The organism is Rhizobium sp. CF142 (assembly GCF_000281145.1).
Classification (GTDB): domain Bacteria; phylum Pseudomonadota; class Alphaproteobacteria; order Rhizobiales; family Rhizobiaceae; genus Rhizobium.
Genome location: NZ_AJWE01000105.1, coordinates 46,729 through 71,958, shown reverse-complemented (window position 1 = coordinate 71,958; position 25,230 = coordinate 46,729). Strand labels below are relative to the sequence as shown.

The 25,230-nt window shown below is 60.3% G+C and carries 20 protein-coding genes and 1 pseudogene; 14 read left to right on the top strand and 7 right to left on the bottom strand.

The window, feature by feature from the left end; translation table 11 throughout:
* Positions 1 to 89 precede the first annotated feature (89 nt).
* Positions 90 to 557 (top strand): cyclic nucleotide-binding domain-containing protein, encoded by a 468-nt coding sequence (locus PMI11_RS24695; RefSeq protein WP_025669918.1) that lies wholly within the window; start codon positions 90 to 92, stop codon positions 555 to 557.
* 72 nt (positions 558 to 629) lie between these two features.
* Here the strand turns inward: PMI11_RS24695 and PMI11_RS24690 are convergent, their stop codons facing one another.
* Positions 630 to 1,961: an MFS transporter gene (locus PMI11_RS24690; protein WP_007822620.1), complete on the bottom strand. Its 1,332-nt coding sequence runs from the start codon at positions 1,959 to 1,961 to the stop codon at positions 630 to 632.
* Positions 1,962 to 2,337: 376 nt separating this feature from the next.
* Here PMI11_RS24690 and cyoA point away from each other — a divergent pair.
* The 5 genes and pseudogenes from cyoA (at position 2,338) to PMI11_RS24665 (ending at position 7,357) form a co-directional block, all read left to right on the top strand.
* Positions 2,338 to 3,481 (top strand): annotated as a pseudogene (gene cyoA, locus PMI11_RS24685) (ubiquinol oxidase subunit II).
* Between the two features lie 42 nt (positions 3,482 to 3,523).
* A complete protein-coding gene (gene cyoB / locus PMI11_RS24680) occupies positions 3,524 to 5,527 on the top strand; it encodes a cytochrome o ubiquinol oxidase subunit I (RefSeq protein WP_007822616.1) in 2,004 nt (667 codons plus the stop codon).
* Positions 5,528 to 5,533: 6 nt separating this feature from the next.
* Positions 5,534 to 6,154 (top strand): cytochrome o ubiquinol oxidase subunit III, encoded by a 621-nt coding sequence (gene cyoC / locus PMI11_RS24675; RefSeq protein WP_007822614.1) that lies wholly within the window; start codon positions 5,534 to 5,536, stop codon positions 6,152 to 6,154.
* Complete coding sequence (gene cyoD, locus PMI11_RS24670; protein WP_007822612.1) at positions 6,151 to 6,552, top strand: cytochrome o ubiquinol oxidase subunit IV; 402 nt, start codon at positions 6,151 to 6,153, stop codon at positions 6,550 to 6,552. The genes cyoC and cyoD overlap by 4 nt, the downstream gene beginning before the upstream one ends.
* Before the next feature lie 46 nt (positions 6,553 to 6,598).
* Positions 6,599 to 7,357 (top strand): SURF1 family protein, encoded by a 759-nt coding sequence (locus PMI11_RS24665; RefSeq protein WP_037072051.1) that lies wholly within the window; start codon positions 6,599 to 6,601, stop codon positions 7,355 to 7,357.
* 90 nt (positions 7,358 to 7,447) lie between these two features.
* Here PMI11_RS24665 and PMI11_RS37435 read toward each other — a convergent pair whose 3' ends face one another.
* The 4 genes from PMI11_RS37435 to PMI11_RS24650 form a co-directional block, all read right to left on the bottom strand.
* Positions 7,448 to 7,621, bottom strand: a complete 174-nt coding sequence (locus PMI11_RS37435; protein WP_007822608.1) for a hypothetical protein — start codon at positions 7,619 to 7,621, stop codon at positions 7,448 to 7,450.
* Between the two features lie 57 nt (positions 7,622 to 7,678).
* Positions 7,679 to 9,637, bottom strand: coding sequence for a hybrid sensor histidine kinase/response regulator (locus PMI11_RS24660; protein WP_007822606.1), 1,959 nt, complete (start codon positions 9,635 to 9,637; stop codon positions 7,679 to 7,681).
* Between the two features lie 77 nt (positions 9,638 to 9,714).
* On the bottom strand, positions 9,715 to 11,121 hold the full coding sequence (locus tag PMI11_RS24655) for an FAD/NAD(P)-binding protein (RefSeq protein ID WP_007822604.1): 1,407 nt from the start codon (positions 11,119 to 11,121) through the stop codon (positions 9,715 to 9,717).
* A 273-nt stretch (positions 11,122 to 11,394) separates the two neighbouring features.
* Positions 11,395 to 12,264, bottom strand: coding sequence for an aldose 1-epimerase family protein (locus PMI11_RS24650; protein ID WP_007822603.1), 870 nt, complete (start codon positions 12,262 to 12,264; stop codon positions 11,395 to 11,397).
* 201 nt (positions 12,265 to 12,465) lie between these two features.
* Between PMI11_RS24650 and PMI11_RS24645 the strand changes: the two genes are divergently transcribed.
* The 5 genes from PMI11_RS24645 to PMI11_RS24625 all read left to right on the top strand — a co-directional run bounded on the left by PMI11_RS24645 (position 12,466) and on the right by PMI11_RS24625 (position 19,258).
* Positions 12,466 to 14,430 carry an ABC transporter ATP-binding protein gene (locus PMI11_RS24645; protein WP_193385629.1) on the top strand — a complete coding sequence of 655 codons (1,965 nt, stop codon included), beginning with the start codon at positions 12,466 to 12,468 and terminating at the stop codon, positions 14,428 to 14,430.
* A gap of 24 nt (positions 14,431 to 14,454) precedes the next feature.
* A complete protein-coding gene (locus tag PMI11_RS24640; protein WP_007822599.1) occupies positions 14,455 to 16,350 on the top strand; it encodes an ABC transporter ATP-binding protein in 1,896 nt (631 codons plus the stop codon).
* Positions 16,351 to 16,541: 191 nt separating this feature from the next.
* A complete protein-coding gene (locus PMI11_RS24635; RefSeq protein ID WP_007822597.1) occupies positions 16,542 to 16,847 on the top strand; it encodes a hypothetical protein in 306 nt (101 codons plus the stop codon).
* Between the two features lie 495 nt (positions 16,848 to 17,342).
* Entirely contained in the window at positions 17,343 to 18,383 is a 1,041-nt protein-coding gene (locus PMI11_RS24630; protein WP_007822596.1) for a LacI family DNA-binding transcriptional regulator, read from the top strand.
* A gap of 20 nt (positions 18,384 to 18,403) precedes the next feature.
* A complete protein-coding gene (locus PMI11_RS24625; RefSeq protein ID WP_007822595.1) occupies positions 18,404 to 19,258 on the top strand; it encodes an inositol monophosphatase family protein in 855 nt (284 codons plus the stop codon).
* Here PMI11_RS24625 and PMI11_RS24620 read toward each other — a convergent pair.
* Entirely contained in the window at positions 19,223 to 20,155 is a 933-nt protein-coding gene (locus tag PMI11_RS24620; RefSeq protein ID WP_007822594.1) for a LysR family transcriptional regulator, read from the bottom strand. The two genes, PMI11_RS24625 and PMI11_RS24620, sit on opposite strands and share 36 nt — an antisense overlap.
* A gap of 111 nt (positions 20,156 to 20,266) precedes the next feature.
* Between PMI11_RS24620 and PMI11_RS24615 the strand changes: the two genes are divergently transcribed.
* The 3 genes from PMI11_RS24615 (at position 20,267) to PMI11_RS24605 (ending at position 23,799) form a co-directional block, all read left to right on the top strand.
* Positions 20,267 to 21,427 carry an FAD-dependent monooxygenase gene (locus PMI11_RS24615; RefSeq protein WP_007822593.1) on the top strand — a complete coding sequence of 387 codons (1,161 nt, stop codon included), beginning with the start codon at positions 20,267 to 20,269 and terminating at the stop codon, positions 21,425 to 21,427.
* Between the two features lie 12 nt (positions 21,428 to 21,439).
* Entirely contained in the window at positions 21,440 to 22,276 is an 837-nt protein-coding gene (locus tag PMI11_RS24610) for an alpha/beta fold hydrolase (RefSeq protein ID WP_007822592.1), read from the top strand.
* 62 nt (positions 22,277 to 22,338) lie between these two features.
* Complete coding sequence (locus PMI11_RS24605; protein WP_007822591.1) at positions 22,339 to 23,799, top strand: MFS transporter; 1,461 nt, start codon at positions 22,339 to 22,341, stop codon at positions 23,797 to 23,799.
* Between the two features lie 77 nt (positions 23,800 to 23,876).
* Here PMI11_RS24605 and PMI11_RS24600 read toward each other — a convergent pair whose 3' ends face one another.
* Positions 23,877 to 25,169, bottom strand: a complete 1,293-nt coding sequence (locus PMI11_RS24600; protein ID WP_007822590.1) for an MFS transporter — start codon at positions 25,167 to 25,169, stop codon at positions 23,877 to 23,879.
* Positions 25,170 to 25,230 lie beyond the last annotated feature (61 nt).

The following is a 25,230-nucleotide window of genomic DNA, read 5'->3' as shown; positions in this document are numbered from 1 at the left end:
TTGGGGCGGCAGATACGGCGCTCGCAAGGCGCTTGAAGTTGGTTTTTAGCGCATGATCAAGGACCATGCGGCAGGGGGTAGTAACGCTCATGCTGTTGAGAGATGAAGTCGAAATGCTGCGGCGGGTGCCGATCTTCTCGAGGATCGCACCGGCGAAACTCAAGCTCTTGGCCTTCACCTCCGACCGTATGACCTACAACGCCGGCCAGAACCTGTTCCGTCAGGGCGATGTCGGCGACGCCGCCTATGTCGTACTGTCAGGGACCGCCGATATTATCGTTTCCTCACCTGCCGGCGAAATCAAGGTCGCCGATGTTGAGGTCAATTCCATCGTGGGCGAAATTGCCATTCTCTGCGACGTCTCGCGTACCGCGACCGTGCGCGCTACCTCGCCGCTCGAAGTCCTGCGCATCAGCAAGGAACATTTCCTCAAGCTTCTGAGCGATTTCCCGGAAATGGCCGTGGAGATCATGCGCGTGCTCGCCGACCGTCTCAACCACACGACTGCCGAACTGACTGCCGCGCGCGCTGCCAAGCAGCCGCAGATGGCACAGTAAAGTCCGAAAATAGATCCCAAACAAAAAGGCCCGCCTCGGAAATCAGGCGGGCCTTTTTGTTATGCCTATGCGCTACTCACGCTGCTCTAGCGCCCTGCTGAAAGCAAGAGCCGCCAGCGTGCAGATTGCGCCCGAGAGCAGGTAGTAGCCAACGAAGGGCAGGCCGAACTGGCTCGACAGACTGAGCGCCACCAGCGGTGCAAAGCCGGCGCCGATCAGCCAGGCAAGGTCGGAGGTGAAGGCCGCACCGGTGTAGCGATAGCCGCGGCCGAAGCGCGATGAGATCGAGCCGGTCGCCTGGCCGAAAGAAAGGCCGAGCACGCCGAAGCCGATGATGAGGAAGGCGTCATGACCGGTGTTGCCGGCGCCAATCAGGAACGGGCCGATGAAGCTAAAGATCGCAATCAGCACAGCGCAGATCGCAAGCTGCTTACGCCGGCCGATGCGGTCAGCGATCACACCCGAGGCAATGATGGCAACGAAGCCGACCACGGCGCCGATGACCTGCACCACCATGAAGGCGCCGATCCGCTGGTTGCCGTAAAGGCTCATCCAGCCGAGCGGGAAGATGGTGACGAGGTGGAACATCGCAAAGCTTGCAAGCGGCACGAAAGCGCCGATCAGGATATCGCGGCCGTGGACACGCAGCACCTCGAGGATTGGTGCTGCTTCAAGCTCATGCTGTTCCAAGAGCGTGCCGAAATCCTTGGTCATGACAAGCCGAAGGCGGGCAAAGAGCGCAACGACGTTGATCGCAAAGGCGACGAAGAACGGATAACGCCAGCCCCATGAGAGGAAGTCTTCCGGGGAGAGGTTGGCGACAAAATAGCCGAACAGGATACTCGCCAGCGCAAAGCCGATCGGTGCGCCGAGCTGTGGGATCATTGCATACCAGCCGCGATGATTCGGCGGCGCATTGAGAGCAAGCAGCGATGCAAGGCCATCCCACGCGCCGCCGAGGGCAAAGCCTTGCCCGAGCCGGAAGAGCGCCAATAGCGCAATCGACCAGTAGCCGATTTCATCATAGCCCGGCAGGAAGGCGATCGATGCCGTCGAGCCGCCGAGCAGGAAAAGCGCAATGGTGAGCTTGGTGCCACGCCCGTACAAACGGTCGATCGTCATGAAGACGACGGAGCCGACGGGACGGGCGAGGAAGGCCAGCGAGAAGATCGCGAAAGAATAGAGCGTGGCCGTCAGCCGGTCCGGCGCGAAGGGAAAGACGAGCTGCGGAAAGACGAGAACGGATGCGAGGCCGTAAACAAAGAAATCAAAAAACTCCGACATGCGACCGATCACCACGCCGATCGCGATGCTGCCGGGCGAAACCGGCTTGTCACCGTGAATGCGCCGCGCATCCCGCTCCAGCGATGAAGATGATGGTCCTAAATGTGTAGCAGTAGCCATATGAAACGCCTCCCTCGTTTAAGGTGCCTTTTGCAAAGCACCTCAAGCTGATCTTGTTCCATATTTGCAGCTTATCAAGTCCTTGTTGCGCAAATAGTTGACGCCGAATTCTCAAAAATCGATGCGATGGAAAAATCGCGTGATACCTATGCCAACCTATTCCAGAGTTTTATTGGGCAAGGCCACGCTTTTCAGCTATACACGAGGCGGCGCCGGAAAAATTTCCTTCTGACTTTTATCAGGATTTGTGGGCGCCGTGGAAGCTGACTTCTCCCGCGGTGCAAAATGCATGTTGCACTGCGACCAAAGACCTCATATCGCTCATCGTGCCAGTGCTTTAGTCGGCAATCGAACGAAACAAAAAGAGCTTAGAGACGTGCCAAAACTGCAGAAGTTTTCCCGCCTTCTATTAATCTTGCCGCTGTTTTTTTTGGCAGGATGCAACTTGGTGGTCATGTCGCCTTCGGGCGATATCGCCACCCAACAGCGTGACCTCATCATCGTCTCCACGGTGCTGATGCTGCTGATCATCATTCCGGTGATCTTCCTCACACTGTTTTTCGCCTGGCGCTACCGGCGCTCCAATACGGACGCGGACTACGCGCCCGAATGGCATCATTCCACGCGCCTCGAAATCGTGATCTGGTCGGCGCCGCTCGCCATCATTATCGCGCTTGGCGCCGTCACCTGGATTTCCACGCACAAGCTCGATCCCTACCGCCCGCTCGACCGTATTGATGCGGACCGTGCCATTCCGGCAGATACCAAGCCGCTGACCGTCGAGGTCGTGGCGCTCGACTGGAAATGGCTATTCTTCTATCCCGACCTCGGCATTGCGACGGTCAACGAGCTCGCAGCTCCCGTCGACGTGCCGATCGACTTCAAGATCACCGCCTCTTCGGTGATGAACTCCTTCTTCATCCCCGCCCTCGCCGGCCAAGTCTATGCCATGCCCGGCATGCAGACGAGACTTCACGCCGTCATCAACAAGGAAGGCGAGTATGACGGCTTCTCCGCAAATTACAGCGGTGAAGGCTTCTCGCACATGCGCTTCAAGTTCCACGGCCTGAACCAGGAGGGCTTCGATGCCTGGGTGGCGCAGGTCAAGCAGCGCGGCACGATGCTCAACCGCGACGCCTATCTGAAGCTCGAAAAGCCGAGCGAGAAGGAGCCGGTGCGCTACTACGCCGGCGCCGATGCCGATCTTTACGACGCGATTCTCAACATGTGCGCCACGCCCGGCAAGATGTGCGCGAGCGAGATGATGCACATCGACATGATGGGCGGCGGCGGCAAGGAAAGCGAAGAAAATCGTGAAAAGCTGACATACGACAACCGCCATGCCGAGGAAGGTACCGTCGAACCGGCGGCCGCAGCCCCGGCTACGGAAGCGCCCGCTGGCGCCGATGGCAACAGCATGCAGAACATGCCCGGAATGGACATGCAGCATGATGGTCATTCCATGCCCGGCATGAGCAATGGCGGCACTCCGGCGCCGGCTCAGCAACAATAACAATTAACCTGGCGCTTTGCGTCGCAAGACATAATGAACGGGTTGTTCCATGTTTTCCAATCCTGACCTCCTGAAGTTCATCTTCGGCCGGTTGACCCTCGACGCGATCCCGTATCACGAGCCGATCCTGGTCGTGACCTTCATCGGCGTCGTCATCGGCGCCATCGCGGTGCTTGGCATCATCACCTATTTCAAGTTCTGGGGTTCGCTCTGGAGCGACTGGATCTGCAGCGTCGATCACAAGAAGATCGGCATCATGTATGTGATCCTGGCCGTCATCATGCTTTTGCGCGGCTTCTCTGATGCCATCCTGATGCGCGTGCAGCAGGCGATCGCCTTCAACGGCAATGAAGGCCCGCTGCCGCCGCACCATTACGATCAGATCTTCACCGCTCACGGCGTCATCATGATCTTCTTCGTGGCGATGCCCTTCGTCACCGGCCTCATGAACTTCGTGGTGCCGCTGCAGATCGGTGCCCGCGACGTTTCCTTCCCGTTCCTGAACAACTTCTCGTTCTGGATGACGACGGCGGGCGCGATCATCATCATGATCTCGCTCTTTATCGGTGAATTCGCTCAGACAGGCTGGCTCGCTTATCCGCCGCTCTCGGGCGCCGCCTATAGTCCTGGAGTCGGCGTCGACTATTACATCTGGGGTCTGCAGGTGGCCGGTGTCGGCACGACGCTATCGGGCATCAACCTGATTGCGACCATTGTGAAGATGCGTGCCCCGGGCATGACCTTCATGAAGATGCCGGTCTTCACCTGGACCGCACTCTGCACCAACATCCTGATCGTCGCTTCATTCCCGATCCTGACGGCCACCCTCGCTCTCCTGTCGCTCGACCGCTATGCCGGCACGAACTTCTTCACGAACGACCTCGGCGGCAATCCGATGATGTATGTCAACCTCATCTGGATCTGGGGCCACCCGGAAGTCTACATCCTGGTTCTGCCGGCCTTCGGCATCTTCTCCGAAGTGGTCGCAACCTTCTCCGGCAAGCGCCTCTTCGGCTACGCTTCGATGGTCTACGCCACCTGCGTGATCATGATCCTCTCCTACCTCGTCTGGCTGCACCACTTCTTCACGATGGGTTCGGGCGCTTCCGTCAACTCCTTTTTCGGCATCACCACGATGATCATCTCGATCCCGACGGGGGCGAAGATGTTCAACTGGCTCTTCACCATGTATCGCGGCCGTATCCGCTACGAGGTGCCGATGCTGTGGACAGTCGGCTTCATGGTGACCTTCGTCATCGGCGGTATGACCGGCGTCATGCTTGCCGTCCCGCCGGCCGACTTCGTGCTGCATAACTCGCTATTCCTGATCGCCCACTTTCATAACGTGATCATCGGGGGTGTTCTCTTCGGCATGTTCGCCGGCGTGAACTACTGGTTCCCGAAGGCCTTCGGCTTCAAGCTCGATCCCTTCTGGGGCAAGATGAGCTTCTGGTTCTGGCAGATCGGCTTCTGGTTTGCCTTCATGCCGCTCTACGTGCTTGGTCTGATGGGCGTCACCCGCCGCATGAGCCAGTTCGAGGATCCGTCGCTGCAGATCTGGTTCATCATCGCCGCCTTCGGCGTCGGCCTGATCGCGCTTGGCATCGCGTCATTCCTGATCCAGATCGTCGTCTCCTTCATGAGGCGCGAAGAGCTGCGCGATGACAGTGGCGATCCGTGGAACGGCCGCACGCTGGAATGGTCGACCTCTTCACCGCCGCCGGATTACAACTTCGCCTTCACGCCGGTCGTGCACGATCACGACAGTTGGTACGACATGAAGAATCGCGGCTACGAGCGTCCGCTCGGCGGTTTCAAGCCGATCCATATGCCGAAGAATACCGGCACCGGTGCGATTCTGTCCGCCATCAGTATCGCGCTCGCCTTCGGCCTGATCTGGTACATGTGGTGGCTGGTGGTCGTCTCCGCCGTTGCCATGCTCGTCGTCGCGATTGGCCATACCTTCAACTACAACCGCGACTTCTACATCCCCGCGGACGAAGTCACCGAAACGGAAGGCAAGCGCACGCAGTTGCTTGCCGAACAGGTGTAAGAGACCATGAGCGATCATACTATCGACACGGCCGAAAAGCCTGAATTCTATCTGACGGAAGACCATCATCCGGAGAACAGCACCAATCTGGGCTTCTGGCTCTATCTGATGAGCGACAGCCTGATATTCTCGGTGCTGTTTGCCACCCATGCCGTGCTCGGCCGCAGCTATGCGGCCGGCCCGTCGCCGGCCGATCTCTTCGATCTGCCGCTGGTCGCCATCAACACCTCGATGCTGTTGCTCTCCTCCATCACCTATGGTTTTGCGATGCTGCAGATGGAGCGAAACGCAAAGGCGGAAACGCTGTTCTGGTTGGCCGTGACCGGCCTTTTCGGCGCAGCCTTCCTCGGCCTCGAGCTTTACGAGTTCGTGCACCTTATCCACGAGGGCGCCGGTCCGCAGCGCAGCGCCTTCCTGTCGTCTTTCTTCACGCTGGTCGGTACGCACGGTCTGCACGTCACCTTCGGCATCATCTGGCTGATCACGCTGATGGTGCAGGTCTCCATGCATGGCCTGCATGAAGCCAACCGCCGCCGTCTGATGTGCCTTTCCATGTTCTGGCACTTCCTCGATGTCGTCTGGATCGGCGTCTTTTCCTTCGTTTACCTGATGGGAGTTCTCGGATGAGTTCGCAAGCACCCGCACATGAGGATGCCCACGAGGCTCACCACGGCCACAGCCATGGGCACCAGGCCGGTCACGGCAGTTTCAAGAGCTACGTGACGGGCTTCATTCTCTCCGTCATCCTGACCGCCATCCCCTTCTGGCTGGTCATGGGAGAGGTCTTCGCAAATCATGTCGTGACCGCCATCTTCGTCATGGTGCTCGGCGCCGTGCAGATCGTCGTTCACATGATCTTCTTCCTGCACATGAACACGAAGTCGGAAGGCGGTTGGACGATCATGGCGCTGATCTTCACGATCATCATCGTCGCGATCGCTCTCTCGGGTTCGCTCTGGGTCATGTATCATCTGAATGCGAACATGATGCCGATGAGCCCTGAAATGATGAAGAACATGCCATAAAGGCTGGGGAATGGGCGGCGGCAACGCCGCCCGTTGCGGCTTACCTATGACCGATATCTCTTCCGACCAACAGGACAGGCCGCGTTCAGCCGTCACCCTTGCGATCCTTGGCATCGGCCTTATGGCCCTCATCGCCGCCTTGCTCGGACTCGGCACCTGGCAAGTCTATCGACTCTCGTGGAAACTCGATCTCATCGCCCGCGTCGATGCGCGCGTCCACGCCGAGCCCGTCGCCCCGCCGACTCGCGCCGACTGGGGCAAGGTCAACGCCGCCGATGACGAATACCGGCGAGTGACGGAAACAGGCACCTTCGAGAACGATAAGGAAACGCTGGTCACGGCATCGACAGCACTCGGCGCCGGCTATTGGGTGCTGACACCGCTCAAGCTCGCGGACGGCAGCGCGATATCGATCAATCGCGGCTTCGTACCGACCGACCATCGCGACCCGGCCTCACGGTCGGGAAGTCAGATCACCGGGCCAGCAACCGTCACCGGGCTGATGCGCATGACCGAGCCGAAGGGCATGCTGCTGCGCTCCAACGATCCGGCTGCCGACCGCTGGTATTCGCGCGATGTCGCAGCCATTGCCGAGAAGCGTGGTGTTGCGGACGTTGCCCCCTTCTTCATCGACGCGGACGCGACACCCAATGCCGGCGGCTTGCCCGTCGGAGGGCTGACAATCCTAGACTTTCCGAACAACCACCTTGTCTATGCGATCACCTGGTATGTGCTGGCGATCATGGTGGCGGGACTTCTCGTCTATATCGTGCGGAACGAAGCCAGGCTTCGTCGTGGAGCGTAAGGCGGTCACAGGATAGAGATGCAACCTGCCCGTCGCCGGCGGTCGTCAATCTTGAATGACGGCTTGTTGTTGGGACAGGTATGATTCTCTCTACTGCTTCCACGCTTCGAGATTGTCGGCCTGCTTCTGAAGCTGCGCATAGAGCGGATCACCCATCATCGCCTCGTAATCCACTGTCGGAGGCTGGATGACGATCGGTGGCAGCGCGGCATATTGAACCTGTGTGAGAGCCGTTCTCGATTTCGAGATCTTGCCGCCGAGCAATAACTTGAAACTCTTGCTTGTAACTTGTGGCGACGGCGTGCTGGTTCTAAAGGATGGCTACTCCAAAGCCCGCGCAATATGCCCTTCAGAGCAAACCACCACCCGGCCGATTGCTTCGGCAAGCTGCGCCTGCGAGAAAGGTTTACCCAGCCTTGGCACGTCGATGACCTCAGCACCTTCCGGAATTTCGGCAAAGCCAGTCGCCAGGATGATCGGCATGTCCGGCCACTCGTTGCGGATCGCTACGGCAAGCTGCGAGCCAGTCATACGCGGCATGGCGTGGTCGGAAATGACGAGATCGACGCTTTCCCGGCGAAGGATGTCGAGCGCATCAGCGCCGGCCATCGCCTCAAACACGGTATGACCGAGATCCTCCAACATCAGCGCCGTATTTATCAAAACCAGTCCGTCATCATCGACGGCAAGGATGCGCAGCGGCCGTAAGCCGATTACGGCTTCAGGCGCAGGCACTTCGAACTGTTCGACGAGTTTTTCAGCTTCCGTGACCGGAAACCAGAGCTCAGCTGTCGTGCCTTCACCGAGTCGACTTTTCAGCATGAGCCTGCCGCCGGACTGAGCGGCGAGCCCCTGCACCATGGAGAGGCCGAGACCCGTACCCTTGCCGACGCCCTTGGTCGTAAAGAACGGGGTCACCGCCTGTTTCAGCGTCCCTTCGTCCATGCCTTCGCCCTCATCGGCAACGGCGACGCGCACATAGTGGCCGGCCGGCATGTTACCGCCGTCAGGCACGATCTCTTCAGTGGCTTTGATCGTAATAAGTCCGCCGCCAGGCATGGCGTCGCGGGCATTGACGACGAGGTTTAGCACTGCCGTCTCGAGCTGGTTCGGGTCGGTAGCGATCGCCGGCAGGCTCTCGGGAAATTCGGTTTCAAGCGAGGAGGCCGGGCCAAGGGATCGGGCGACCATGTCCATCATGCCACGCAAGAGCTCGGAAACATCGATCGTCTCCACCTGCAGCTCCTGGCGGCGGGAAAAGGCGAGCATGCGCTGGGTCAGCGCCGCACCGCGCTGTGCGCCGAGCATGGCGTTGTCGACCAGCGGCGACAAAGCAGGGTCCTGAGGCATGCGCTTCTTGAGGATTTCGAGGCTGCCTAGCACCGCCATCAGCAGATTGTTGAAGTCGTGCGCGATACCGCCGGTCAACTGGCCGATCGCTTCCATCTTCTGCGCCTGGAACAGTTCTTCGCGGGTCCGCTCCAGCGCACGCTGCGTTTCCAGCTTCTCGGTGATGTCGCGGGTAATCTTGGCAAAGCCGATAATCTCGCCGAAATCATCCCTGATAGCGTCGATTACGATACTGGCCCAGAAGCGGGAGCCGTCCTTGCGCTGGCGCCAGCCTTCCTTTTCAAACCGTCCGTCGCGGCTGGCGGTGGCCAGTGCCTGCTGAGGCAATCCGTTAAGGCGGTCCTCATCCGTGTAGAAAGTGGAAAAGTGTCGGCCGATGATCTCTTCCGACCTATAACCCTTGATGCGTTCAGCACCGGAATTCCAGCTCGCCACGTTCCCTTCGGGGTCGAGCATGTAGATCGCATAATCGGAGACGCCCTGAACGAGAAGACGAAACTGCTCTTCGCTGCGCTTCAATGCGTTCTCTGCCGCCTTGCGCTCTGTCAGGTCACGGGTAATTTTGGCAAAGCCGATCAGCTCGCCCGAGGGATGGCGGATCGGATCAATGATGACATGCGCCCAGAAGCGCGTACCGTCCTTGCGCTGGCGCCAGCCCTCCCCCTCGAAGCGCCCCTCATTCGTAGCAATCGCCAGCGCGCGGGCCGGCAGGCCGGCTTCCCGATCGGCATCAAGATAAAATCGGGAAAAATGCTGGCCGAGGATTTCGGAAGCGCGATACCCCTTGAAACGCTGGGCGCCGGAATTCCAGCTCGTCACATAACCTTCGGGGCTCAGCATGTAGATCGCATAGTCGGTGATTGCGTCGACGAGCACCCGAAAACGCCCCTCGTTCTGAAGAGACGTGTCATATCGATCCACCGCTCCCATCTGCCCCTCTAAACGCTTTACCAGCGCACTATAACGCCGGCTCGGGCCGATGGTTCCAGCTGAAACGACGAATTCCCTCAGACGGCCTGGCTCTGCGGATAGAAGCGTTCCGCAATGCGTTCTGACGCCGAATAGGCCTGCGTGACGATCTCAGGCACGAGATCGATGTCCGGCAGGCTGCCGAGGCCGAGCGGGCCGACCGCAAAAAGCCCATCGATCGACGAGCCGTCGTCCAGAAACGTTTCGCCGCGGGCGTTGACCGCCAGTCCAAGCGCAAGCTCATCAGGCATGGCAAGACGCGCCGCGAACAAACTCTGAATCAGAGGAGCGGAAAGATCAGGCGCATGGCAGCGGCAATCGATGATGCGTTCGGCATGGATGACCTCCTCGCTCGACGAACCGGCCGGAGTGAAGAACAGGCCGCTGAGACCTCGACGCCCAGCTCGGCCGCGCCTGAGCACCGTGCGGCCCTCTGCAAGCTCCCGCTTGAGGCGCAGATGCATGGTCTCCGGCAGGCGGTTACGGTGACTGTCATAGATCGCCCGCAAATGCCTATTGAACTGGCGCTTCTCGCGAGCCGGCAGCGACCGCCAGAGCGAACGGGCGTGCCTGCGAAGGCCGTTCATGACCGACTGCCAGCTTCGCCCCTCCTCTTCCGCCTCGCGGCAGGCCTGGCGGATGAAGCTGACAATGTCAGGCAGGCTTTGCGGTAGCGCCTCGGCCGGGAAGACCGGATCGGCGGAATTCGGCGTATGGCTCTGCGGCAGGAAACCGTGCCGTGAAATGATCGTTACCTGCCCGGCATAACCGGCGTCGCGAAGCTGCAGCAACTGGTCCACGACGCGGATACCGCTGCCGAGCAGCACCGTATGCGGCCGGGCGACGAGACGCTGCGCCCTGACCGGTGAAACCTCCGGCTCCTCGGCCTCGGGTCGAGGCAGGCCATAGCCTGTTGCGAGGATCACGGTATCGAAAAGCGGATTGGACGGATTGGCGCTTTCCAAAAGGAAGCGGCTGCCATGGCTCCTGCGGATTGCCACGACCGGATCGTGGCAGACCTGGACAGTGATGTCCCGGCGGGCAGCGAGCGCTTCTGAAAAGCGCTGGTAGACGTAGTCGCTGAAGATTTCCCTGGGTACGAAGATCTGCCGGAAGCCCGGGATTGCAGCTGGCACGGCGGCGCGGAATTCGGCGTTGCTACAAAGCCAGTCGTTAAAATCGTCAGGATCGCCGAGCGAAACGGAGAGATCACGCACACGCGTATTGAGGATGGTCGAGGATCTTGCTGAGGCCAACGCCTGGCCGCCATTGACCGTAGAGTTCGGATCGAAAAGCTGGAGGTGAAACGGCGTGCGCACGGTGCGCATCAGCGCCACCGCCATCGTCATGCCGGAAAAACCGCGGCCGACGATCGCAATGCGCGGCACGGCGGAAATCTGGGCCGCCGCATTCGCCTTGCCGGAAAAAAGTCCCTGAACCGTCATCTCAACTCCCTTGCGGCTCATCCGCATGTGTCTCGATCAAGGTTTCAACGCAGAACATCTGAAGCCCTGCGTTGGGCAGGTTCATGCGGCCATGCAAAACGTTCGCCGCTATCCGGTTCCGTTCGGAACCATTACAGGCCGGAGAAGGCATTCTCAGCCCACCCATAGTCTATTAAACTAGTCGTGTATGAAAGCGCGAAAAGCCCAAGGTGGCAAGAAGTTTATTTTACCACCTGCCCAACACCCTGATCCAAAACGGAAAATGAGTCCGGCCTATTCGAGGATTTCGGCGGTGAAGGAAAAACGCGCCGTTTCGCTCGGAGCAAGCACCTTCGTATAGGGGCGACCCTCCAGATCATCCGAACCGCCATTTTCGGCGGCCGTCCCGTGCCAGGGCTCGACGCAAAGGAAGGGAGCGCCGGGCTTGGTCCAGAGCGCCAGATTGGGCAGATTCTCGAAGCTGAAATGCATGGCCGGGCCGCCTTGAGCCTCATAACGCAGGCCGGGGCCTGCGCCTTCCGGGAAGATCATCGCATCCTGCTCGAACATAGAATGGTCGAGCACCAGGCTGCCGGACTTGAAGGGCGAAGCAAGTTTCTTCGGCGAGATCAGACCGCCTTCAAGCCGGACGAGCGCCGGCTCGGCGCCGTTGTCCAGCGTGACCATGTGCGGCTTGCTTCCAGCACCCGGCAGCGGCCAGCGGAAAGCCGTATGAAAGCCGAGACCGAAAGGCATCGGCCTGATACCGCGGTTGGTGACTTCGGCGGCAACGGTCAGAGCCCGGCCCTCGACACTATGAATGACGGCAAGCAGGAAATCGAAGGGGTAGACAACCTTTGTCGCCTCTGAAGCGGCAAGCTCGTAGCGGCAGCTCACTTCGGACGAGGATGCCAGCGCAAATTCACTGCGACGGGCAAAGCCGTGCTGGGCCATCGGCGCTCTGTGACCGCCAACCTTTAGAATGTCGTTCGGTGCCTTGCCAACCATCGGAAACAAGATCGGCGAACGGCCTGTCCAAAAGGCTGCATCGCCGTTCCAAACCCAGGAGCGGCCGTCGCTTGATGTCAGCGCCTGCATTTCGGCGCCGAGCGAGGAAACGTCGACCGTGAGAAACTGATTTGCGATCCGGACCGTGGATGACATCGAACGCCCTCTTCGTGCTGGTTGCGAGCGGACCATACATGCGCGGCACACGGATTTCCACTGGCGATGCGCCGCTCCGGGACTTTCGTTTTCCGGCAGAAAAATGCGCCTACTGCGTGTAGTCGGCAGGTCCTGACGGTAACGTTACCGTCCAATGCGAGGACGGCTCACGTAAAAATAACCGACTGGTGAATTCTTTACTTGAACCCCCTGTCGGAATCGGCAAATGTGGGTGCGCTATCAATCCCTTCATGGATTTGCCTTCTTTTCCGGGCCACTTGGTCCGAGCACACATCTATTGGAAAAAATACCGTGAGCAGCGATGCGTCTATACGCGCGACGAAGCCTTCGGCTTCGATGGCGCTTGCAACCGCGGCAGGGTGGGGCAAGGGCCTCTATACACTGTTCCGCATCACCGTCATGGCCTTCCGCCACCCCTGGCAAGCCGGCCTCGCCATCGGCGCTACCCTGATCGCCTCCACCTTCCAGCTACTGATTCCCCGCCTGCTCGGCCAGGCGGTCGACCATACGCAGGTGGCGCTTCACGGCGGTACGCTCGGCCAGCAGGCGCAGGACGCGCTGTTGACAACGGCACTGCTTCTGCTCGGCGCCAGCGTGCTGCGCGGCATCTTCACGATGGTCCAGAACTATTACAGCGAATCCGTCGGCCACCACATGGGCTACGAGCTTCGCCTCGCCTGCTACGAAAAGATCCAGCGCCTCTCCTTCTCCTTCCATGACAGCGTCCATTCGGGCGACCTGATTACGGTCGGTCTGCTCGATCTGGAAGGCGTGCGCATGTATTTCTCGACGGCGCTCGTGCGAGTCTTCCTGCTCTCCATGCTGATCGGCATCGGCGCCTATATGCTCCTGACCACAGATGTCGTACTCGGCCTGCTGGCGCTCTCCTTCGTGCCCTTCGTCGGCTGGCGCTCCTCAGTCACCCAGCTTCGCCTGCGCGCCACCTGGCTCGACCTGCAGCAGCGTCTGTCGGTACTGACGCGCATCATGGAGGAAAATCTCGGCGGCATTCGCGTCGTGCGCGCCTTCGCAGCGCAGGAACATGAGCTTTCGAAATTCGAAGCGGCCTCCAAGAATGCGTTGGAGCTTGCCCATCAGCGCGTCGGCATTCGCGTCGTCAATACCAGCGCCATGACCTTCTCCTTCTTTGCGGCCATGGGCCTGGTCTTGTGGGTCGGCGGCACCAAGGTGCATTCCGGTGAGATCACTGTCGGTACGCTCGCCTCCTTCCTCACCTTCATGACCATCCTGCAAATGCCGGTGCGCCAGCTCGGCCTGATGGTCAACGCCTTTGCCCGTGCCTCGACCTGCGGCACGCGCCTGTTCGAACTGCTGGACCTGGAAATTGCCGTGCGCGATGCGCCGGATGCCAAGGAGTTGAAAGTCACCGAGGGCACGCTGCGCTTCGAGAATGTCAGCTTCGCCTATCCGAGCTCGCCGATGCATGAGGTTCTGCATGAGGTGAGTTTCGAGGCAAGACGTGGCGAAACGATCGGCATCGTCGGCCCGCCCGGCAGCGGCAAATCCACGCTCGCGCACATGATCCCACGCTTCTATGACGCGACCGCCGGCAAGATCACCATCGACGGCCAGGATATCCGCAAGGCGACATTACAGTCGCTGCGCCGCTCCGTCGCCGTCGTGCAGCAGGATTCCTTCCTCTTCACGACGACGATCGAGAACAACATCGCCTATGGCGATCCCTGGGCGAAGGAAGGCCGTATCGAGCGCGCCAGCGAAAGCGCGCAGCTCCACAATTATGTGCTCGGCCTGCCGACCGGCTACGGCACCGTCGTCGGCGAACGCGGCGTCTCGCTTTCGGGCGGTCAGCGCCAGAGGCTTTCGATCGCCCGCGCGCTGATGCTCAAGCCCGCCGTCATGGTATTCGACGATTCGACGGCGGCAATCGACGCGGCGACGGAGCAGCGCATTCGCAGCGCCATGCGCCGCTATGCCGCCGACCGCGTGACGATCATCGTCGCGCACCGCCTGAGCTCATTGATGCACGCTGACCGGATCTTCTTCATCGAGGATGGCCGCATCGTCGAGCAGGGCACGCATGACGAGCTGCTGGCGCTCGGTGGACGATACAAGGCACTTTACGATTTGCAGGTGCGACCGGGCGACGACGCTTTGAGCGCGTAAGAAACCGGCGCAGGAGGAAACAGCATGGCCGAGGAACTGGAAACCGAGCGTCCGGACGTTCGCGACGATGGCAGACGCCCGCCGAGGGCGGTTGTCGGATCGCAGCGCATCGAAGAGGAAATCTTCGGCAAGGTCTTCGATACCAACATCGTCAAGCGCATCTGGGCCTTCGTGCATCCCTATCGGCGCGATGTCATCCTGTCAGTGATTTCGGTGCTGGTCTTCACCGGCATGCAGTTGCTCATTCCGCTCATCATCCGCTATGCCATCGACCACGGCATGCAGCCGGACGACAGCAACTCGGCGCTGATAGGGGCGATCGTTGCCTTCCTCATCGCCATTCTCATCAACTATGCAGCCAGCTACTGGCAGGAAATGCTGGTCGGCGGCGTAGCCGAAAACGTGCTCTTCGACATGCGCAAGGCGATGTTCTCGCATCTGCAGCGCGTATCGCTTTCCTTCATGGACAAGACCGAGGTCGGCCGGCTGATGTCGCGCCTGCAGGGCGACGTCAACTCGATGCAGGAATTCCTGGAAACCTGCGTCCTCTCGGTCGGCGACATCTTCCTGCTTTTCGGCATCGTCTTCGTGATGCTCTATCTCGACTTTAAGCTCGGCCTGCTGACGCTTTCCGCGCTGCCAGTGCTCTTCGTCGTTCGTCTCTTCTGGCTGCCGCTAGCCCGCAAATCCTTCATGGCCGCGCATGAGACGAATTCGGTGGCGAACGGCGCGCTTGCCGAAGCGATCCACGGCGTTCGCGCCGTCCAGAGCATGGATCGGCAGGACGTCAACTTCCAGCTTTACGATGACAAGGCGCATGCCAACCTGCTGACGCATCTGACGGCGGCGCGTTACGCCCAGGTCATGGTGCCGATCGTCGATTCCTTGACCGGCATCGCCATGGCGCTCGTCATCGTCGTCGGCGGCTCGCGTGTGCTCAATCAGGCGCTCGACGTCGGCGTGCTCGTCGCCTTCCTTTTCTACATCCAGCGCTTCTTCGACCCGATCCGCTCACTGACGCTGCAATATTCGGTCATGCAGCGCGCCATGGCCTCCGGTCAGCGGTTGACCGACGTGCTCGATGTGCCGGTCGAAATCAAAGATGCTCCGGATGCCAAGGTGCTTTCACCCGACATGGACGGCTCTGTCGAATTCCGCGATGTCGTCTTCGGCTATAATCCCAAGCATCCGGTGCTCAAGCATGTGAGCTTCAGCGTCAACCCCGGCGAGACGGTCGCTCTTGTCGGCCCGACCGGTTCGGGCAAGTCGAGCTGCATGTCGCTGATCCACCGCTTCTATGAGGTGCAACAGGGACAGGTCGTGGTCGGCGGCCATGACGTGCGCGAGCTGACGCAGGATTCTCTTGGCCAGCAGATCGCCATGGTGCTGCAGGAGCCCTTCCTCTTCACGGGCACAGTTTTCGAAAACATCCGCTATCACAAGACGGAAGCCACCCGTGAGCAGGTGATCGAGGCTGCCAAGGCCGTCGGTGCGCACGACTTCATCATGCGCCTGCCCTTGGGCTATGACAGCATGCTCGGCGAGCGCGGCGGCAATCTTTCGCTCGGCCAGCGCCAGCTTCTCTCCTTTGCCCGCGCGCTGGTGGCGGACGCCAAGATCCTCGTGCTCGACGAGGCGACAGCCAATATCGACAGCTATACGGAGATGCTGATCCAGAGGGCATTGGTAAAGCTGCTCGAAAACCGCACCGGCCTCGTCATCGCCCACCGCCTGGCGACGATCCGCGAAGCCGACCGCATCATCGTGCTGCAGAACGGCGAAATCGTCGAAAGCGGCAATCACCAGCAGCTCATGAAAAATGGCAAGCTTTATTCAAAGCTCTATAACCTCAACTACGCTTCCTTCGACGATATTCCCGAGGATGTGCTGGAAGAGACGGTGACGGAATCGGCGACCTGATGCCCACAGTTGCGATTGCGCGTTTGACTCGGTGGAATTCGCCCTGTGGATTTCAGTGCAAAACATAAATTGAGGCCCGACGCACCGTTTCTTGGCGGGCTTGCCTCAAAAGGTGCAAGATTTGAACGAACAAACGCGGCCGTGGAGCATTTTATGTTCTACAGGGGCGATTTGCGACTAAGGAGAATGTTATGAAGAGAATTGTTAGCAGTCTGTTGATTGCGACGGCCCTTATAGGCTCGGCTATTCAGCCTGCTGCGGCGCGCGATCATCATCACCACGACAATACCGGCCGTGCCATTGTCGGCGGCCTTGCCGCGGGTGTCGTTGGCGGCCTGATTGGTGGCGCGATAGTAAATAGCGGTCCTCGCTATGTCGACGGCCCTCGTTACTACGATGCAGGCCCACCGCCGCCGAGATGCTGGTACGAGGACCGTGACGTTCGCAACCGTTACGACGGCGGCTATCATACCGAAACCGTGCGGGTCTGCGATTAGTGGCTTCGAGAATCGCCTGATGCACTAAAGCGGCGTTGACCTGATGCTTGGTTATCGCCGCTGCCTCTCGCCCCCTCGGCCGGGATTGCAGTTGCAATCCCGGCCATGCCTCCCCAGCAATTGAAAAGAGCCATCGGCGACATCAGTTGTGACCCATTCCGGCCAGTCGGAAAATCCTCATCTGTCATTCGCCTGCAAAGAACCGCCGTTAGTTGTCGGCCCGGGCAATTGCATGGCTGTGCGACATGATTGCACCTGTGCAACGGGCAGAGAATGAACCGGGATGGATTCCGAAACGGCAGAACATTGCCAGCCGCTCCGGCGCGGCCCATGTCAACTTGCTGCTGTCGCTTCTCTCTATATGTGCCGGTGGAGATTCCCGGATCTCGTCACCCGTCCTTCGGCGGCTCGTCCAGCACCCGTTTTCGATGCTGATTGTTGAGCGGTTCCAGACGGCGGAAGTTTTGTCGTGCGTGGGACATTGAGGGGAAACCGATGACTGATGGTCCAGTGAACGACGGCAAGACTCCAAAGAAGGAGCGCATGCGCTTCGTCAGCGCCGAACAGGTGGCGCAGCTTGCCGGCGTTTCCCGGTCGGCCGTATCGCGCACCTTTACGCCTGGAGCAAGCGTTGCACCCGCGACGCGCGAGAAGGTGCTGCGTGCGGCTGAGGAGCTCGGCTACCACGTCAACGATCTTGCGCGCGGCGTGCTGGCCAATCAGAGCCGCCTCGTCGGCATCGTCGCCACGAAACCGGAGATCGGGTTCCGCGCCCATCTTGCCGCAGCCCTTGCCAAATTCCTGATCCAGCGCGGCAGCATCCCGATCCTCATCAACACCGGCCAGACCGAGGACGAATTGCTGGCCGCCCAGAAGATGCTGATCGGCCACCGCGCCGAGGCGATCATCATCCTGTCCGGCTCGCCGCCGGCCAGCTTCTTCGAACTTGCCCAGCGCAATGGCCAGCCGCTCGTCGTCATCGGCCGTTCCGAACCGGATGCGGACCATGTGCGCGCCGGCAATTCGGAGGCCTCCCGCAAGGCGGCGACGGTGTTCTTCGAGGCCGGACGGCGCCGACTGGCGGTTGCCGGTTCCAACACCGGTACGCCGAGCATTATCGAGCGCGAAAGCGCCTTTCTGTCGACGGCTGAAGAGCTCGGCGCTGAAGTCTTCGTCGGCCGTGGCGCGGATTCGGACTATGAGAGCGGCATCACCGCGGGTCGGGCGCTGTTTTCGAATTCTGTACGCCCCGACGCCGTCTATTGCGCCAACGACCAGATCGCCTTCGGGCTGATGGATTACGTGCGGCAGGAGGTGAAGCTGCGGATTCCGGAGGATGTTGCCATCATCGGTTTCGACGACGTTCCCGAAGCGTCCTGGCTCAGCTATCAGCTGACCACCTTCCGCCAAGACCCACTCATCATGGCGATGCGCGCCGTCGAACTGATGGAGCGGCGCCTTGGAAATCCGGACTTGCCGCCGAGCTATGAACGCATCATTCCAGAGCTCGTCATCCGCCAGAGCTTCAGACCCTGATTCCCTTCCGAAAGATTCTCATGCATTGCGAATTTCCTGATGATGCCCGCTTCGTACTTGCCAAAGACGTGATCCTCGATGCGGCGGGAAAGGCACTCTCCTACTTCTCCGATCTCTCGTCACTGGAAACCGGCCACAAACTGAACGGCCAGGATGTGGTGAGCCAGGCCGATAAGGCCGTGGAGGCGATGATTCGTGATCGCATCACCGCCGCCTTTCCCGATGACGGCGTACTCGGGGAGGAAGAGGGACTGGCGGAAGGTCCCTCGGGCTACCTCTGGGTCGTCGACCCCATCGACGGTACGAGCTGCTTCGTGCACGGCATTGATCAGTGGTGCATCTCGATCGCCGTCATGAAAGGCGACGAGACCGTGCTTGGCCTTATCTGCCAGCCGACATCGGGCGATCTTTTCGTGGCGAGAAAGGGCGAAGGTGCCTTTCTGAACGGCAAGGCGATCAGCGTCGACAGCGCCACCAGCATCGGCACCGGGCTTCTCGGTGTCGGCGCCAATTTCCGCATTCCGCTGAAGCAGGTGTCGATCTTCATCCACCTGCTGCTGGAGGCGGGCGGTATGTTCATCCGCAACGGCTCCGGTGCGCTCATGCTGGCGCAGGTCGCCTGCGGCCGGCTCGCTGGCTATTATGAACCGCATATCAACGCCTGGGACTGCATGGCCGGGCTCTTGATGATCCGTGAAGCCGGCGGCTGGACCGAAGCCTTCCCCGGCAAGGGCACACTTTTGACCGGCGGCCCGGTCATCGCTGCAGCGCCCGGCGTGAGGGACGATCTCCTGACGCTCGTCGACCGTTCTCTGCAGGATGAATTGGCCCGAAATCCGCTAGCCTGTCTGCCCAGCCTCGCTGGTCCCGGATGAGCTTGATGCGATCTTCTCCGTCAGATCGACGAAATTCCGGATGAGGGCAAGCCGCGCATCGGCGCGGTGGGCGACGTAAAGCGGCAGGGGCGGCAGTTCGCCGGGCAATAGCGGCCGATAGACCACAGACTCCCGATGAAGCACCCGCATGGACGCCGGCACTACCGTCAGGCCGCGGCCGCCGGCCACCAGATTGATGGCGGCGATGATTCGAGAAACCTCATCGACGATCCGCGGTGCAACGCCGGCAGCGCGGAAGGTTTCCGTAAGCCGTTCGAATATCCCAGGCCCGTCCGTGCGCCGGTAGACGACCATATCGACACCGTGGAGCATATCGAGCGTCAGCGGTTCATCCTCTGCCTCCGCATAGGGGTGGCTGCGCGGGACTGCGACAAGCATGTCCTCTTCGGACAGAGCCCGTGCCGTCAGCTCGGGAAAGCGTTTCGCGTCGATGTGCAGCAGCGCGACATCAATGCGCTGTTGCTGAAGGGCCAGAATGAGCTCGTAGGTCTCGCTCTCCTCGACCACGATCTCGGCGAGCGGAAAGGCCCGGCGAAACTGCTGGAGGAACTGGGGCGCAAGCACGTGCAGAGAGGCCGAACTTGTAAAGCCGACCGACAGCCGGCCGCTTTCGCCCTGGCTGAAGCGTCGTACATTGTCGACCGCCAATTGCGACCTTCTCAGAATATCGCGTGCCTCTTCAAGGAACAGCTCGCCCGAACTGTTGAGAACGACCCGGCGCGGAGACCGATCGAACAATTGGACGCCAAGCTCATATTCGAGATCACGGATCTGCTGACCAAGGGGCGGTTGCTGGATGTGCAGGCGCTCGGCGGCGCGATTGAAACTCCCCTCCTCGGCAACGGCCACGAAATATCTGAGATGTCTGAGCTCCACTGGATATCCTAGAACTTTTTGAGTTTAAGTGTTGAACAATATAAATATTTTACATGCTTATGTCACGCCTCTAGGCTCTTCCCAACTTGACCGAGACACGGAGGAGACGACATGGCCAAGAGTAAACCGAAGATCGCAATCATTGGTGCCGGCATGGGCGGACTTGCCGGTGCGGCGACACTGCGCAAGGTCGGTATCGACGTCCAGGTTTACGAGCAGGCGCCGAAATTCGCGCGCGTCGGCGCCGGCATCCAGATGCTGCCCAATTCGTCGCATGTGCTACGTGGCATCGGCGTGCTGGATCGCCTCAAGAAGATTGCCTTCGAACCCTATTCCCATCTCAACCGCGTCTGGGACACCGGCGAGATCAAGCGCGAGCTGCCGATGCCGGAGAGCCTCTACGGTGCGCCGTTCCTCTGCATGCATCGTGCCGATCTGCATGAAGCGCTTTACTCAGTGCTTCCGCCTGAGATCGTCCATCTCGGCAAGAAGCTCGTCGGCCTCGATCAGAAGAACGGCGGTGTCAGCCTTTCCTTCGCCGACGGCACCAAGGTCGAAGCGGATGCGGTCATTGCCGCTGATGGCGTTCACTCGCTGGTGCGAGAGCTCATCGTCGGCCCGGATGCGCCGCTGCACAAGGGGCGTATCGCCTATCGCGCAGTCTTCGACGCCAGCCTGATGAACGGGGGTAAGATTGCGCCCTCGAGAACGAAATGGTGGGGTGTCGATCGCCACATCGTGATCTATTACACGGCCGCCGACCGTAGTTCGCTGTATTTCGTCACCAGCGTTCCCGAATCCGCCGACTGGATGACGGCTGAATCCTGGTCCGCTAAGGGCGACGTCAAGGAATTGAGAGCCGCCTATGAAGGCTTCCATCCAGAAGTACAGATGGTTCTCAACGCCTGCCCGGATTGCCATAAGTGGGCAATTCTCGAGCGTGAACCTCTGCCCCGCTGGAGCGACGGCCGCGTGGCCCTTCTCGGTGACGCCTGCCATCCAATGACGCCCTATATGGCGCAGGGGGCGGCAACCTCCATCGAGGACGCTGCCGTGCTCGCACGCTGCCTCGAAGCGGTCGACAATGACGATATCGAAGGCGCTTTCCGCCGCTACGAGGCGAACCGCAAGCCGCGCACCTCGCGCATTCAGGCAATCTCCAGCGCCAATACGTGGATGTCCGGCGGCAACGACGATACGACCTGGCTCTATGGTTATGACGCCTGGAATATACCGCTCGTCGGTGAAAACGACCTGGCCATGGCCGGCTGATTGGAGCAACAGATGTTGCAGCAAGAAACCCGTGACATGGACGGTCACTACGAATTCGTGACCGTCTCGGATGAGGCAACCATAGCCTTCCGGCGATATGGCACGCCTGGCAAGCCGCGCCTGCTGCTGATCCATTCGCTCGCCCTTGACGGCAGCATCTGGACGGACGTCATCTCCGGCCTGCAGGGTCAGGCGGAGATCCTCTGCATCGACTGCCGGGGGCATGGCTGGAGCAGCCGCGCGCCCCTTTCCTACGCAATAGAGCGCTACGCCGATGACGCGGCCGAGGTTCTGGACAAGGTTGGCTGGGACCAGGTGGTCGTTGCCGGCTGCTCCATGGGCGGCTGCATCGCGCAGGCTTTTGCCGTCCGTTATCCGAAACGTGTTTCGGCAATGATCCTCATCGATACCACGGCCTGGTATGGGGAGAAGGCACCGCAAGAATGGCGGGCGCGGGCTCAGAAAGCCCGGGCCGAAGGCCTGGCCTCCATGGCCGCCTTCCAGGCGACCCGCTGGTTCGGTGACCGCTTCAGGGCGGAAAATCCGCGCAAGATCCAGGAGATGATGGAGATCTTTGTCCGCAACGATCTCGATGCCTATGAGGCGACCTGCATCATGCTCGGCGATGCCGATCTCCGCAGTGCGCTTTCCGGTTTTCATTTTCCGGTCTCCGTCATTGTCGGCGAAGAGGACTATGCGACCCCGATCGAGAGTGCACGCCAGCTTGCAAAGGCGATCCCCGGGGCGTCCCTGACGATCCTGCCGGGCGCCCGGCATCTGACGCCAATTGAATGCAGCGATGTCATCGCAGAGGCGATCGCCAAGATGATTGAAGCTGCCGCCCATTAGGGCGAAGCTGGCGGCAGGGGGCGCCGCCGGCGTGTTGAACCGTGCTGATCTGGGAGGATGATATGCACGATAACAATAGCATACTGATTGCCGGCCCGGCTGCAGGCGAGGTCTCGCACGATGAGCCGCAGCAAACGCGGCTGGCTGGCCGCGCCGCGGTTTTGACTGCACGCTTCGAAGCGATCCCTTTTACGCCCTGGCATCGCCGGGCGCGTATCATCATGGGCAGCGCTACATTCCTAGATGCCTTCGATGCTCTTTCGCTGGCCTTTGTTCTGCCGATCCTGATCAAGCTCTGGGCACTGACGCCGGCTCAGATCGGCTGGATGATTGCGGCAAGCTATATCGGCCAGCTCGTCGGTGCCCTTCTCTTTAGCCGCCTTGCGGAGGCGCTCGGACGCGTTCACATGGCCGCATCCGCGACCGCGCTGATGTCGGTCATGAGCCTCGCCTGCATATTGGTCGGCGATTTCCAGATGCTGTTCATTTGCCGACTGATCCAGGGTATCGGAGTCGGCGGCGAAATGCCCGTCGCGGCCACCTATATCAGCGAGCTTTTGCGCGCCAAGGGTCGCGGGCGCAACTTCATGCTCTACGAGCTGATCTTCCCGATCGGCCTGATGGTGACGGGGCAGGTCGGCACGTTGATCGTGCCGGTCTTCGGCTGGAAATCCCTGTTCCTGCTTGGCGGAATTCCCGGCCTGCTGATTGCCTATCTGCTCTATCGGCTGCCGGAATCGCCTCGCTGGCTGATCGGCCAGGGCCGGCTCGATGAAGCTGAAAAAGTGATCCGCCAGGCCGAGGAAAGTGCGCGGCACAAAGATCCCGGCTATTCCTTCGACCACCGCGCCTATAACGAAGCGACACTGGCGCTCGGCGGTCAGAGCCAGGTCGCCGCACCACGGCCACGCAGCCGCTGGCGGGAACTGTTGTCACCGACCTTCCGTATGCGCACCATCATCGCATGGATCCTCTGGGCAAGCTCATTCTTTGTCGCCAACAGCCTGAACAACTGGATGCCGACGCTCTACCACACCGTCTATTCGCTGGAACTCGGCAGTGCGCTGCGAGCAGCCTCGATGACCAATGTCGCCCAGGTCGTCATCCTGCTCGCCTGCGCCTTCTGCATCGACCGTATCGGACGACGCACCTGGGCCGTCGTCTCCTTCCTCGTCGGTGCCGTTCTCTTGGCCGCACTCGCCGCCGGCGGCGCAAACAGCCTCTGGTCGCTCATTCTGCTGGCCACACTCGCCTATGGCGTCGTCGGCTCCGTCAACGCCGTACTCTACCTCTATACGCCGGAAATCTACCCGACGCGCATGCGCGCGGTCGGGACGGGCCTTGCGACATCATGGCTGCGTATCGCCTCGGCCGTCGGCCCGACGACGGTCGGCTACATGGTCGGCGCACAGGGCATCAAGTCGGTCTTCATCATGTTCGGGATCGTCGCCGTTATCGGCGCGCTTGCCGCAACGCAGATGATCGAGACCGGTGGACGCAGGCTCGAGGAGATTTCCTCCTAACTCATGCCCCGTCCGGCTGCATTCGCGGAAAGAAGCCCCGGTATCTTTGATGCCGGGGCTTCGACATTTCTAAGGCCTCAGGCGCCGTGCGGCACGGCATCATGCTCCTTGCGCGCGATCACCGTAGCGACGACAAAGACGAGCAGGGCGCCGACCGCAAGGCAGACAGCCAGAAAGAACATCGGCGCAATCGTGCTGCCGGTTTCGTCCTTGATCCAAGGCACGACGTTCTGAGCGACGAAGCCGCCGAGATTGCCGACAGAATTGATGGCTGCCAGGCCCGCCGCAGCACCCGCGCCCTTAAGGAAGCGGGACGGCAGGCTCCAGAAGACCGGCTGTGGTGCGAAGATGCCGGCCGCGGCAATGCAGAGGAAGATGAACTGCAGCGTGTTGTTCGGAACAAGCGCCGAGAGCAGCAGGCAGGCCGCACCGATGAAGGCAGGAATGACGATATAAGGCGTCTTCGCCTTCGCCTTGTCAGCGGCAGTCGGCACCGCCCAGAGCGCAATCGCCACGAGTATCCACGGAATGATGTTGAGCAAACCGTTCACAGTGTTGCTGACGCCGAAGGCTTTCACGATGGTCGGCAGCCAGTAGCTGAGACCATAGGCGGCAAGCGGGAAGGCGATGTAGCAGAGCGCCATCAACAGGACACGAGGGTCGATGAGTGCCCTGAAGCCGTTCTCGGCATTGTGATCCATGCCGGAATTTTCCGACGCCAGGCGGTCTGCCAGCCAGCCCTTCTCCTCATTGCTGAGGAACCTCGCGTTTTCAGGGCGGTCATAGAGGTAGAAGAAGGTAACGACACCAGCAACGACGGCCGGAATGCCTGTCGCCAGAAAGACCCATTGCCAGCCGGCATGGCCGAGGAAGCCGTCGAGATCGAGCAACATGCCTCCAACAGGCGCGCCGACGGCATTGGCAAGTGCGCTGAAGATCATGAAGAGACCCACCATGCGGCCGCGATAATCCGAGGGGAACCAGAGCGTCAAAAGATAGAGGACGCCCGGAAAGAAGCCCGCTTCGCAGACGCCGAGCAGGAAACGCAAGATGTAAAACATTGTCGCATTCTGCGTATAGGAGAGCAGGATGGTAACGATGCCCCAGGATACGAGAATACGGGCGAACCAGACGCGTGCGCCGAACCTGTCGAGGAATAGGTTGCTCGGTACTTCAAAAAGGAAATAGCCGATAAAGAAGAGCGAGGCGCCAAGGCCATAGGCATATTCGCTCATGCCGAGAGCGCCGACCATTTCCAGCTTGGCGAAGCTGACATTCTGACGATCGATATAGGCAATGAGGTAAAGGATTCCGAGGAATGGCATGAGCCGCCAGGTAATCTTCGAGATCAACTGCTGTTCGTTGACCATTGCAAATTCTCCAAATGATTGTTGCTTTTCTCGCCAATAGATAGCCGCCTCCAGACGATTA